This window comes from Mesorhizobium sp. M0051 (assembly GCF_040323235.1).
In the GTDB taxonomy this organism is placed as follows: Bacteria; Pseudomonadota; Alphaproteobacteria; order Rhizobiales; family Rhizobiaceae; genus Mesorhizobium.
In genome coordinates, this window is sequence record NZ_JAMYUT010000047.1 from 22,672 (window position 1) to 34,822 (window position 12,151).

Genomic DNA, 12,151 nt, shown 5'->3' on the forward strand with positions numbered 1-12,151 from the left:
TTTGCGGCGAGCCTTCAGGCCGGCCGCAGGAAGATCGGCCAGGCGATCAGCGCGCAAATGGCGGCAGACAGCCAGACGCCGGACCATGACCAGAGGTGCAAGAGGCCCGGAATGGCCACCGGCACCAGGAAGAAGCCGACGAAAACGAAGCTGTTGGCAAGGCTGAGCGCGGTTCCGACATGGCCGGCACCGGCAAGCGTGGCAAGCTCGGTATAGGCGACGCCGTGCCAGGCGGAGACCGAGACTCCTGCGACAATAAGCACAGCGGGAAGGGCCGCCATCAGCAAGAATTGTCCGCCTGACATGGCGGAACTGACCAAGACCAGCAGCCAAAGCACGGCGAAGGCAAGTGCGCTCAGCGCACTGCACAGGCGAAGGAACTGGCGGCGGTTGCCGTGGCGGTCGGTGAAGCGGCCGCTCCAGATGCGCATGACCATGGCACCGATCTGCACGGCGGCGAGGCTCGCACTGATCGCTGCCGTTCCCAGACCGACGAAGTCGTGCAGGAACACGGAGGCGAAGGTGAGCACCGCCACCTGCGGAAAGCAGAGCAGGCCGATGGCGGTCGCGATACGCCAAACGTCGCGATTGCGCAGCGGCGCCGGTCCGGGCACAGCCGCCGCAGCGCGATGGCCCTCGTCCGTCGTCGGCGGCTCGTGCAGCCAGCGCCAAGCGAACAGGGCAGAGAGGGCGGATGCACCCGCCAGGACGCCGAAAACCGCGGCAAAGCCGAAAGCCAGGGCAAGCGAGGGCAAAATGAGCGCGCCAAGACCGCCGCCGAGCGGCACCGCCGTCTGCCTGATGCTCATGGCAAAGCCGCGCTCGTTTTCCCGGAACCAGCCCATGATGGCACGGCCGCTCGAACCGTTGACGCTGCCGCCGAGCAGTCCTGTGATAAGCAGGCTCGCGCAGAGCAGCGTGACATCGGGAATCCCGGCCTTTGTCGGCACAACCAGCATCGCCATGACGAAGAGCCACGCAGCCGTGGCGCCAAGCCCGGTCAGAAGCACGCGGCGATCGCCCCAGCGATCGGTGAGCAGGCCCCATGGCAGTTCGCTGAGTGCAACCCCCAGCCCGAGAAGGCCGAGTGCCAGACCGAGTTCGGCGTTGGCCAAATGATACCCCTGGCGCAGCACGACCGCCGTTGCCGGTATGCCGGCGAAGGTGGCAGAGAAGCTGGCATTGGCGGCAACGCCCATGCCGAGAACTTTCCAGCGATGGCCGGGCTTGAATGCCTTCCCGGCGGAGCCGGCAGCCGTGTCTTTCAAAAGTCCCGGCGACTGTCGATCGGTGCAATTGACGATAGCGGACATGATTTGTTTCCCGTGCTTGGCCAGCGGCCTGGGCCTTGACGGTCTGTCTCTAGCGCCGTAGTTTCATCCTTAAAATCAGGAAGTTTTAAACAAACTATCCTGAAAATCGGGATTATCTATGCGACGCGTGACATTCGACCTCGACGTCCTCCGCAGTTTCGTCACCGGCATGGAGCTGGGCAGCTTCGCCAAGGCGGCCGATCGGCTTGGCCGGTCGACGTCGGCGGTCAGTGCGCAATTGAAGAAACTGGAAGAACAGGCGGCGACGCCGATCTTCCGCAAGTCGGGGCGCGGCCTCGCCTTGACCGAGGCCGGCGAGACCATGCTCGGCTATGCGCGCCGGCTGATCGAGCTCAATGACGAAGCGGCATCCGCCATCCACGATGTCGAACTGGAAGGCTGGGTAAGGCTTGGCCTGCAGGAGGATTTCGGCGAGGCGGTGCTGCCTGACGTGCTCGGTCGCTTCGCCCGCGCCCATCCCAAGGTCAAGATCGAAGCCAGGATCGCGCGCAGCCACGAGCTTGCCGAACGGATCCTATCAGGCAATCTCGACATCGCGCTTGCCTGGCACAGCGGAGAGACGCTGCCCTACACCGAACATGTCGCCGATGTGCAGATGCGCTGGATCGGCCCGGCAAAGCGCATCGAGACCAGCCTGCGCCACGCTGAGCCACTGCCGCTGGTGGCGCTCGAAGCGCCATGCCTTTTGCGCACGGTTGCAACCGAAACGCTCGACCGCGCCGGCCTGTCCTGGCGAATGTCGTTTTCCAGCCCGAGCCTTGGCGGCATCTGGGCGGCCGTTGCGGCGGGGCTGGGGCTGACGATCCGCACCGATATCGGCCTGCCAGCCAGCGTCAGCGCGATGACGCCGGAGATCGCCGGATTGCCGGCGCTGCCTAAGCTGGCGCTATTCCTGTATCGCAAGGACGCTGAAGCCGAGCCAGTGACGGCCCGCCTCGCCGACATATTGCTGGATGGAGCGCGGCAGGCATTGCCTAAAAATGCGCAGGCCAGCGACAGCGGCTTGCGCGACGTGGCGTGATCGCCAGACGGGCGCCGACGCTTAACTGCGTTTCTTGGACCTGCCGGCGAATGGGTTGTCCGAGGTGCGCAGCGCAATGCGGATCGGCACGCCGGGCATGTCGAAGGCTTCGCGCAGGCTGTTGGAGAGATAGCGGACATAGGATTGCGGCATCGCATCGGGACGCGAGCACTGAACGATGAAACCCGGCGGCCGGGTCTTGGCCTGGGTGACGTATTTGACCTTCAGCCGGCGCCCGGCCACGGCGGGCGGCGGGTGGTGCGCCAGGATGCCTTCCAGCCAGCGGTTGAGCTTGCCGGTGGAAACGCGGCTGTTCCACACCTTATGGGTCCTGATGACGGCATCCATCAGCTTGTCGAGGCCGCGGCCGGTCTCGGCCGATACGGGCACGGCCTGGAGGCCGCGCGCCTGCGGCAGCAGCCGTTCCGTCTTCTCGCGCAATTCGGCCAGAAGCTCCTGGGGATGGTCGATCAGGTCCCATTTGTTGAAGGCGATCACCGGCGCGCGGCCTTCGCGGATGATCAGGTCGGCGATCTGCAGATCCTGCTTCTCGAAGGGGATGGTGGCGTCGAGCACGATGATGACAATCTCGGCGAAGCGGATGGCGCGCAGGCCATCCTGCACCGACATCACTTCCAGCTTTTCGTGGATCCTGGCCTTGCGGCGCATGCCGGCCGTATCGAACAGTTTCAGGCGGCGGCCATGCCAATCCCAGTCGACGGAGATGGAATCGCGGGTGATGCCGGCTTCCGGTCCGGTCAGCAGCCGTTCTTCGCCGATCAGCGCGTTGATCAGCGTCGACTTGCCGGCATTGGGACGACCGACGACGGCGATGCGCATCGGCTTGGTATCGTCATAGCTGTGCTCGGCATCCGGATCGGCGATATCCTCGCCGATCAGAACCTCGCCGGCAGCGACTTCTTCGTCTTCGCCATCTTCATCTTCGCCGAAAGCACGCGCTTCGCCGAGCGCTTCGATCACGGCATCGCGCAAATCGGGCATGCCCTGGCCATGCTCGGCCGAGACCGGGATCGGCTCGCCAAGGCCGAGTTCCCAGGCCTCCAGCATGCCGCCCTGGGCACCTTTCGCCTCAGCCTTGTTGGCGACCAGCACCACGGGCTTGCCGGACTTGCGAACGATCTCGGCGAACGTCCGGTCGTCGGGCAGCAGGCCGGACTTGGCGTCGATGGTGAAGAAGATCAGGTCCGCCTCGCGGATGGCGATCTCGGTCTGCGCGCGCATGCGGCCCGGCAAGGTCGAGGCAGCCGCATCCTCGAAGCCGGCGGTGTCGATGACGTCGAAATGCAGGTCGTATAGCTTGGCGGCATGGACACGGCGGTCGCGGGTGACACCCGGCGTGTCGTCGACAAGCGCCAGCTTCCTTCCCACCAGCCGATTGAAAAGGGTCGATTTGCCGACGTTAGGTCTGCCGATGATGGCGGCTTTGAAGGTCACGACGCACTGCCCGACCCACGGATCAGCTCGGACATCAACGTTGCGCGCTCGCGGGTGTTGCGCGGGGCGCCGTCATCGGCGGCGATCTGGTCGAACAGCTTTAGCGCATCCTGGGTCTTGCCTTCCTTCCAGGCAGAAAGGCCGAGGGCCTCGCGCGCCGTATGGCGCAAGGTGTTGGTGTCCGATGTAAGCGCCTCGACACGGCTGGAGACGTCGGCGAAGGAACCGTGGTCGACAAGCAGGAGCGCTGCCCTGAGACGTGCCATGTCGCGAATGCCCTGGGGAATGGCGGTGTCGGCGGCGACATCGTCGAAATCCTTGACGGCGGCGGCGACATCGCCCTTGTCGGCCTTGACGGTTGCGCCGCGCATGCGGGCGAGCAACGGATAGGCGCCGTAGCCATCCTTCTCCAACTGATCGAGCGCGGTCAGCGCTTCATCGTTCTTGCCATCATTGGCAAGCTTCAGCGCCTGCGAGAAGGCATCGCCGGAGCGGTTGGCGCGCGTCTCGTCCCAATAGCGATAGCCGACGAAGGCGGCGGTGCCGAGCACCACGAGGATCGCGAGGACAAGCAAGGCGGGACCGAAGCGGTCCCACAGCGCGTGCGCCTGGTCGCGACGCATCTCGTCGTTGACTTCACGGATAAAACTGTCGTCAGACATCGATCAAAACCATTCCTGCCCGGTCGGGCCTTTGTCAGCCCGCGTTTTAGCGAAATTTTGTCGGCATGGAAGGGGTTCAACCGGAAAATCGCCCATTCCCTAGGGCAAACGGATGTTTGCCCCGGGCAAGCAGCCGAAAAGGCCAATCGCACCAGCGCCACATTTCGGGGATAGCCGGCTTCCAGACGTCTCCCCCCAAAGTGCAGCTCAGAAAAGCGCAGATCAGATTGCCGATGTACCTTCCGTTCCGTGTTGCTGCTTTTTCCCTCGCTGCGCTCGCCACTGCCGGGCAGGCTCTGGCCGATCCGCCCGCGCCGCCAATGCCGGCAAAGCCCAAGCAGGCCGTCATCATCTCGTTCGACAGCGCCCGCGACATTTCGCAGTGGAAGCGTAGCCGGGCACTGGCAGAGCGCACCGGCGCGCACTTCACCTATTTTCTCTCCTGCGTCTTCCTGCTGTCGCCAGAAACACGCATGCAGTACAACGCACCCGGCAAAAGCGCCGGCAAATCCAATATCGGCTTTGCCGCCTCGAAACAGGAAGTTACCGAGCGGCTCGAACAGATCGGCCTTGCCGCCTCCGAGGGTCACGACATCGCCGGGCATGGCTGCGGCCATTTCGACGGCAAGGACTGGAGCAAGGCCGACTGGCTGAAAGAGTTCAGTTCGTTCGAACGCATTCTTGAGAACGCCTATGCGATCAACGGCGTTGCGCCCGAACCCCAGGGCTGGCGCAACTTCGCGCGGCATGCGGTGGTCGGCTTCCGCGCGCCGTATCTGTCGGCGAACAAGGCTCTCTACGAGGCGCTGGCGGCGGCCGGCTATCAGTTCGACGCGAGCGGCGTCTCGCAGGGGCCCACCAGGCCGGTGGCCGGCAACGGCATCATGCAGTTTTCGTTGCCGCAGATTCCGGAAGGACCGAAGTCAAGGCTGGTGATCGCCATGGATTACAATCTCTATGTCAGGCATTCCGGCGGGTTCGAGCAGCCAGGCAAGTCGAACGAGTTCGCGAACCGCACCTATGATGCCTTCCGCGCCGCCTTCGACAAGCAGTATGCGGGCAAGCGCATTCCGCTGGAGCTCGGCTTCCATTTCGCGCTGATGAATGACGGCGCCTATTGGAATGCGCTGGAGCGCTTTGCCGGCGAGGTCTGCGTCAAAGCCGATGTCGAATGCATCAGTTTTCGCGACTATGTCTCGCGGCAAGACGCTGCCCCGAAGCAGGCTTCGGTCGGCGGCTGAGCCGCCAACCCGGTTCGATTTCCAACCTCGGCCTTTAGGCCGGATCTTCAACGCCCTGTTTTGCCAGATAGCGCTGGTCGATGTCCGGCAGCGGCTCGCCGAGCAGGGTCGCCTCGAAGGCGCGCAGGCGTTTGTGGACCGATTGAAGCTCGACGATGGTCGACCAGGAGGTGAGCAGAAACTGCAGCGACCCCGTCACTTTACCGAATGCATTCGAAATCTGGTTCAGCGCGCCGAACGTTATCTTGTGCGCAACCAGCGACGGACCCAGGATCAGCAGCGAGAAAATGTTGTCGGCCTGCAGGTATGTGTAACGGACGACGTTGAAATAAATGTAGTGGAAATAGAGCCTGAAATAATTGTGACGAACGTTCGCGAACAGCTCGGCAGTGGTGGCTGGCTGAGCCCTGTCTGCGTGATCCTCGCCGTAGACGAGTTCCTTGCGATAGGCGGCCTCGACGCGCTGGTTGCGGAACTGCAGTCCCGGAAGCTTCAGGCCGGCAATCATGACCGAGATCGTTCCGAACAGACACCAGGCAAGGGCTGCGACCACTAATGGCTGCGGGATCGCGCCGACAATCGGCAACTCGCTGATGTGAGCCTGCAACTGGATCATGACCGGCAGGAATGCGATCAGGGTCATGATCGACTGGACGAAGCTGGAGCCGAGATCCTCCATGATCTGCGAGAACCGCATCGTGTCTTCCTGGATACGCTGCGAAGCTCCCTCGATATGTCGAAGCCTACCCCAGTTCTCGACAAAATAGTTATTCATCGCCGTGCGCCAGCGGAAGATCCAGTGGCTGACGATGAAAGCATTGACCACCTGCACATTCATGCCGACCAACGCGAGCCACGAAAAATCTGCCAATCCGATATAAAATTCACTGTTCGTCGACTTTCCTGTCCCCGACATCAATCCCTGCACATAGTCGAAGAAAGGCCCGTACCAGGCATTGACGGCGACACTGACCTGCACATTGAAATAGATGAAGAACAGGATGACTGCGGTCATCAGGATCGACCAGCGCTGCCAGGGATGTGGCGAATACCAGCTCCAAAACGCATAGAAGACGGCCACGCAAAACGCGAAATAGAGATAAAACCATAGAAACGGCGGCGACATGAGAATGGCGATGCCGATAATGGGTGGCGCGTCAGCGGCAGCCGGCGGCAGTCCGAAAACCGCGCCCAATTGTTCACCACCGAAAAACCAGAACAGGATCGCCGCAAGGCTCCAGACGGCGGCCGAAGTGAAGAAGAGCTTCGGCTGCGGGAAAAATGATACGAACACTGTGACGAATTCCTCGATCTAGGCGCAAATCAGCTGACTATGGCGGGCATAAAGTCACACATTAGCTGGAAAGAAAATGCCCGTGCCCGATGCCCACACCGAGCAACCCCACAATCATGGCGATTTTGGCGCAGCCGACCATGTGAGGCCGCCGGAGACGACCAGCATGATGGCGGCGGCGATCGAGGCGAGGAAGAAATCGCCGGACATTTGCGCCAGCAGCCCGGCGGCGATGGGGCCGATGATCTGGCCTACGCCGAACACAGCCGTCATCAGGGCAAAGATCCGCCGCGGCGCCCGCGGTGCAAGCTGTCTGGCTGCCTGGAGGCCAAATGCGGTGATGGCTATGAAGGTGCCGCCGAGCAGCACGCCGCCGAGCAACGGCCCGGTACGTCCGCCGATGGCGACGCTGGCGGTGACGCCGACAACTTCAATGAAGCATGCCAGCGCATAGGCGGGATAGAGGCCGGTCCGAGCGGCGATCTTCTGCCAGAGCCAGGTCGAGGGAAAGCCGGCAAGACCGGCGACCATCCAGACCATGGCCTCGAAGACGCGGCTGCCGCCGCCTTGCCGGACGATGGCGACCAGGAAAGTCGCCGTCACAACGTAGCCGAAGCCGAACAGGCCGTAGGCAATGATGACCTTGATCAACGATCGGTCCATCCGCAATGCCGGCTCGCGGGCGACTTCGCCATTGGTGAGCGGACCCTCGTCGACCATCAGCGCCACGAGTACGAAACCGCAAGCCGAAATTGCCGCCGACCACAACCAGCCCGCCGCCCAGCCGGCATGTTCGGTGACCAGCACCGCCATCATCGCTGCGGAGATTGCGATGCCGAGGCCAACGCCGCCGAAGTGCCACGCCTGCAGGTCGCCGCGGCCGGCAGCCGCGATATGGCTGAAAACGATGCTGGCCATGAACACCATGACGAAGGCGCTGGCCAGGCCGGCCAGAAAGCGGACAACGAGAAAGGCGGCCATCATATCGGTCAGCCCCATCGGCGCGGCCAGGACCACACTGGCGCCGAGCCCCACCAGCATCAGCAGGCGTTCGCGCCCATGCGCCCAGCCGCCCGCCGCCGCCAATGCGCCAATGAGATAGCCGAGGTAGTTGGCGGAGGCGATCCATCCGGCATCGGCCGGCGACAGATGCAGTTCCTGCATCATGCCGGGCAGGATCGGCGTGTAGACGAAGCGGCCGATGCCCATGGCAACCGCCATGGCAATCATGCCGGCGAAGGTAAAACGGAGCGCTGTCGAGGTGGCTGATGTCATTGCAGCGCACAATAATTGCAGCGATCGCTGAAACAATCCGCCATCCGTTAGGCCAGTGCGATCCTCGCCTCGACTTTCCTCAAGCCGGACCGCCTGGCTCCCGCTCAGCAGCGCCCACCGAAACCGGTTCGCAATGAAGCGGTTTCATGCACGGTTCGCCGCGCCGTCAGCCTGAACGGCACGTCGCCGAGTTCGCGCTCCGACATGGTGTTCAGCACGGGATGCGAAAGCGGATCGGTCAGCCATCTCTGCGTCTCGCTCTCGCGACGGGACCCATATGCCGAACCTGCAGCGAAAAAAACCTTCAGCGACGACGACAAGATCCTTAGCATTTTTTGGCTCCGCGGGTCTGTCTTCCCTTGCATAAAATCTGCCGTTTCGACGGGTCTTTCAATTGAGATTTCGGCCGGGCCGGTTTAGAAAATCTCAAATGACCATGCTCAACCGCGTCCATCTCAACGGCCTGCGCGCCGTCGAAACCGTTGCCCGTCTCGGATCTCTGGCGGCTGCCGCCAGTGAACTCAACGTGTCCGTCAGCGCCGTCAGCCAACAGATAAGCCGTACCGAGAAGCAACTCGGCCAGACGCTGTTCGAGCGAACGGCGAGCGGTCTCGTGCTGACCGAATTCGGCGCCCTCTTCGCGCCCCGCCTTGGTGCTGGATTTCGCGAGCTTGCCCAGGCCGTGGCGCTGGCCGACGAGGCCACGCAATGCACCCTGGTGGTTTCGGTGGCGCCGGCCTTTGCGTCAAAATGGCTGCTGCCGCGACTGTCGCGTCACTTCGCCCGGCATCCCAACGTGCTGTTGCGCATCGACGCTTCGGTGCGGCTGGCCGATCTCGATCATTCCGACATCGACATCGCCATCCGGCTTGGCGACGGCAAGTGGCCGGGCGGACGCAAGGAACTGCTCCTGGCGCAGGAAGTCTTCCCGGTCTGCGCGCCGGCGATCGCCAAAAAACTGAGGTCGATCGAGGACCTTGCCCAGACCTGCGCAATCACCGACGAGCGGGCGATGATCAGTTGGGACAGCTGGTTCGAGACGGCCGGTGTCCCGCCGGTCACCTTCCTGAAAGGCGCGCGCTTTACCGACCCGATGCTGTGCCTGGAATCGGCGATTGCCGGCCATGGCGTGATGCTTGGCTGGCAGTTGCTCACCGCCGATGCGCTCGCTGATGGCCGACTGGTGGCGCCTTTCGGAATCCGTGCCCAGAGCGGCCTCGGCTATTGGCTGGTGACCTCCTCCGCCAAGACCGAAAGCCGCAAGGTCCGGGACTTCAAGGCCTGGATCAAGGAAGAGATCGAGGCGACCATGGCGCAGTTCGGGTCTGCGACCACGGGCGCTGCCGGCGCGATCGCGGTGGAAAGCACCGCGGCACCGGTCTATGTAAAGTCGGATATCAAACTACGGCAGGCAGGATCATGACCACACATTCGCGCGGCGTTTCCGCATCGATCGACCCAGTGAAGCTCGACAGGCTGGCGGAGGTCGCCATCAAGGTCGGGCTGCAATTGCAGCCGGGACAGGATCTGGTGGTGACATCGTCGATCGCGGCACTGCCGCTGACCAGGCGGATCGTCGAGCATGCGTACAAGGCCGGCGCCGGACTGGTGACGCCGATCTTCAACGACGACGAGATGACGCTGGCGCGCTATCGCTTTGGCGCCGATGCGAGCTTCGACCGCGCCGCCGGCTGGCTCTACGAAGGCATGGCGAAAGCCTTTGCCGACAATGCGGCCAGGCTTGCCGTGCGCGGCGAGGATCCGTCGCTTTTGTCGGCACAGGACCCGGCGAAAGTGGCGCGCGCCAACAAGGCCAATTCGATGGCCTATCAGCCGGCACTGGAAAAGATCACCGGCTTCGACATCAACTGGAACATCGTCGCCTATCCGGACCTCGCCTGGGCCAGGCAGGTGTTCCCCGGCGATGCCGACGATGTTGCGGTGGTGAAGCTCGCCGATGCCATCTTCGCCGCTTCGCGGGTCGATGTGGAGGATCCGATCGGCAACTGGAAGGCGCATAACGCAGCGCTGCGCAGCCGGACCGAATGGCTCAACGGCCATAATTTCCATGCGCTGCACTTCACCGGGCCGGGTACCGACCTGACCGTCGGGCTGGCGGACGGCCATGAATGGATGGGCGGCGCTTCGACCGCCAAGAACGGCATCACCTGCAATCCCAACATCCCGACCGAAGAGGTCTTCACCACGCCGCATGCAAGGCGCGTCGAGGGCCATGTTAGGTCGACCAAGCCCCTGTCCTACCAGGGCACGCTGATCGACGATATCTCAGTGCGCTTCGAAGAGGGCAGGATCGTCGAGGCCAAGGCTTCGAAGGGCGAGGACGTGCTGAAGAAGGTGCTCGACACCGATGAGGGCGCGCGCCGTCTCGGCGAGGTGGCGCTGGTGCCCCATTCCTCGCCGATCTCGGCGAGCGGCCTGTTGTTCTTCAACACGCTGTTCGACGAGAACGCCGCCTGCCACATCGCGCTCGGCCAGTGCTATTCGAAGTGCTTCGTCAACGGCGCCTCGCTCAGCCAGGACGAGATCGCCGCACGTGGCGGCAACAAGAGTTTCATCCACATCGACTGGATGATCGGTTCGGACAAGATCGATATCGATGGCGTCCACAAGGACGGCGCCCGCGTGCCCGTCATGCGCAAGGGCGAGTGGGCCTGACCCATTTACGGAGGGTCCGTTGGCCTTCGATCTGGCGGTCAAGCGGATCTACGAGCCACCCGCGCCCGACGATGGGCAGCGGGTTCTGGTCGACCGAATCTGGCCACGTGGCGTCAGCAAGCAAGACGCGGCGCTGACGCTGTGGCTGAAGGAGATCGCGCCGAGCGATGATTTGCGCAAATGGTTCGGCCATGAGGCGTCGCGCTGGGCTGAGTTTCGGAAGCGGTATCGCGCTGAGCTGGATGGAAACGGCGAGGCAGTGGACAAATTGCGCGGCCTGCTTCGCCACGGCAAGGTGACGCTGCTCTATGGCGCGCATGACGAGGCCCACAACAATGCGTTGGCGCTGGCGGCGTATCTGCGCGAAGGCTGAGGGTCACCGCTTGACCATTGGCCAATCTCCCTCCTTGCGGGGGAGATGCCCGGCAGGGCAGAGGGGGGTGCTGTCCCGCCGACCTGTCAGCCAATCACCGGCAAGATGCTTCGACAGCTTTGCATCAGAATAATTTCTTCAAGGATGGCGATCCTTCGCACCCCCCTCTGGCCTGCCGGCCATCTCCCCCGCAAGGGGGGAGATTGGCAGCTTCGCCGTTCCGTTGGCTCTACTTCCCACCCACCGCTTGCTCATAATCATCAGCCTTGAACCCCACCAGAACGCGCTCGCCGACCTCCAGCACCGGCCGCTTGATCATGGTCGGCTTGGCCAGCATCAACGCCTTGGCCTTCTTTTCATCCAGACCCTGCTTGTCCTTGTCAGCCAGTTCGCGGAACGTCGTGCTTGCCTTGTTGAGCAGCTTTTCCCAGCCGACCTTGCCAACCCAGCCGTCGAGCCGCTTGGCGTCCAGCCCCTCTGCCCTGAAATCGTGAAACCGGTAGGCAACGTCATGGCCCTCCAGCCAGACGCGCGCCTTCTTGACGGTGTCGCAGGTGGTGATGCCGTAGATGGTGATCGTCAAAACAGTGGCCGCCCTTCGGATTCGAATCTGATCGCAGACTAAGGACGCTCAGCGCACTTTGCCAGCGGCCGCATCGGTGCCCCGGCGGACTGTTCCGGACGCGCATGCAGTCGCGAGACCGCAATGAGGTCAACGACCGCCATTGCTGCTTTCTCGAAATCGTGCCGAACGAGCGGCTGGTTTGGCGTATGTGAAGACGATCTGAACCTCGCACGTGGCGGCCAAGACATCGTCCTG

The 12,151-nt window shown here is 63.1% G+C and carries 13 protein-coding genes; 6 read left to right on the forward strand and 7 right to left on the reverse strand.

Annotation, left to right across the window (positions count from 1 at the left end):
- Positions 1-14: 14 nt before the first annotated feature.
- Positions 15-1,313, reverse strand: a complete 1,299-nt coding sequence (locus NKJ90_RS31080) for an MFS transporter (protein ID WP_023759060.1) — start codon at positions 1,311-1,313, stop codon at positions 15-17.
- Between the two features lie 118 nt (positions 1,314-1,431).
- Here NKJ90_RS31080 and NKJ90_RS31085 point away from each other — a divergent pair, with 118 nt between their 5' ends.
- Positions 1,432-2,355, forward strand: a complete 924-nt coding sequence (locus tag NKJ90_RS31085; RefSeq protein WP_023759059.1) for a LysR substrate-binding domain-containing protein — start codon at positions 1,432-1,434, stop codon at positions 2,353-2,355.
- A 21-nt stretch (positions 2,356-2,376) separates the two neighbouring features.
- On the opposite strand, the gene der is transcribed toward NKJ90_RS31085, so the two are convergent.
- Both der and NKJ90_RS31095 read right to left on the reverse strand, forming a co-directional pair.
- Positions 2,377-3,810 (reverse strand): ribosome biogenesis GTPase Der, encoded by a 1,434-nt coding sequence (gene der, locus NKJ90_RS31090; RefSeq protein WP_023759058.1) that lies wholly within the window; start codon positions 3,808-3,810, stop codon positions 2,377-2,379.
- The gene (locus NKJ90_RS31095; RefSeq protein ID WP_023759057.1) at positions 3,807-4,472 is read right to left on the reverse strand and encodes a tetratricopeptide repeat protein; all 666 of its coding nucleotides are present in this window, start codon (positions 4,470-4,472) and stop codon (positions 3,807-3,809) included. The genes der and NKJ90_RS31095 overlap by 4 nt, the downstream gene beginning before the upstream one ends.
- Positions 4,473-4,705: 233 nt before the next feature.
- Between NKJ90_RS31095 and NKJ90_RS31100 the strand changes: the two genes are divergently transcribed.
- Positions 4,706-5,713 carry a polysaccharide deacetylase family protein gene (locus tag NKJ90_RS31100; protein ID WP_023759056.1) on the forward strand — a complete coding sequence of 336 codons (1,008 nt, stop codon included), beginning with the start codon at positions 4,706-4,708 and terminating at the stop codon, positions 5,711-5,713.
- A gap of 34 nt (positions 5,714-5,747) precedes the next feature.
- Here the strand turns inward: NKJ90_RS31100 and sbmA are convergent, their stop codons facing one another.
- The 3 genes from sbmA to NKJ90_RS31115 all read right to left on the reverse strand — a co-directional run bounded on the left by sbmA (position 5,748) and on the right by NKJ90_RS31115 (position 8,614).
- The gene (gene sbmA / locus NKJ90_RS31105) at positions 5,748-7,007 is read right to left on the reverse strand and encodes a peptide antibiotic transporter SbmA (protein ID WP_023759055.1); all 1,260 of its coding nucleotides are present in this window, start codon (positions 7,005-7,007) and stop codon (positions 5,748-5,750) included.
- 114 nt (positions 7,008-7,121) lie between these two features.
- A complete protein-coding gene (locus NKJ90_RS31110) occupies positions 7,122-8,282 on the reverse strand; it encodes a YbfB/YjiJ family MFS transporter (protein WP_023759054.1) in 1,161 nt (386 codons plus the stop codon).
- A gap of 104 nt (positions 8,283-8,386) precedes the next feature.
- Complete coding sequence (locus NKJ90_RS31115; protein WP_023759053.1) at positions 8,387-8,614, reverse strand: hypothetical protein; 228 nt, start codon at positions 8,612-8,614, stop codon at positions 8,387-8,389.
- Positions 8,615-8,712: 98 nt separating this feature from the next.
- Between NKJ90_RS31115 and NKJ90_RS31120 the strand changes: the two genes are divergently transcribed.
- The 3 genes from NKJ90_RS31120 to NKJ90_RS31130 are packed head-to-tail and all read left to right on the forward strand — an operon-like array spanning position 8,713 to position 11,331.
- On the forward strand, positions 8,713-9,705 hold the full coding sequence (locus tag NKJ90_RS31120; protein ID WP_023759052.1) for a LysR substrate-binding domain-containing protein: 993 nt from the start codon (positions 8,713-8,715) through the stop codon (positions 9,703-9,705).
- Complete coding sequence (locus tag NKJ90_RS31125; RefSeq protein WP_023759051.1) at positions 9,702-10,958, forward strand: aminopeptidase; 1,257 nt, start codon at positions 9,702-9,704, stop codon at positions 10,956-10,958. Before NKJ90_RS31120 ends, NKJ90_RS31125 begins: the two co-directional genes overlap by 4 nt.
- A 19-nt stretch (positions 10,959-10,977) precedes the next feature.
- A complete protein-coding gene (locus tag NKJ90_RS31130) occupies positions 10,978-11,331 on the forward strand; it encodes a DUF488 domain-containing protein (protein WP_023759050.1) in 354 nt (117 codons plus the stop codon).
- A 229-nt stretch (positions 11,332-11,560) separates the two neighbouring features.
- Here the strand turns inward: NKJ90_RS31130 and NKJ90_RS31135 are convergent, their stop codons facing one another.
- Positions 11,561-11,914 (reverse strand): ArsC family reductase, encoded by a 354-nt coding sequence (locus NKJ90_RS31135; RefSeq protein WP_023759049.1) that lies wholly within the window; start codon positions 11,912-11,914, stop codon positions 11,561-11,563.
- Positions 11,915-12,003: 89 nt separating this feature from the next.
- On the opposite strand from NKJ90_RS31135, the gene NKJ90_RS31140 reads away from it, so the two are divergent.
- On the forward strand, positions 12,004-12,108 hold the full coding sequence (locus NKJ90_RS31140) for an SRPBCC family protein (RefSeq protein ID WP_280948949.1): 105 nt from the start codon (positions 12,004-12,006) through the stop codon (positions 12,106-12,108).
- Positions 12,109-12,151 lie beyond the last annotated feature (43 nt).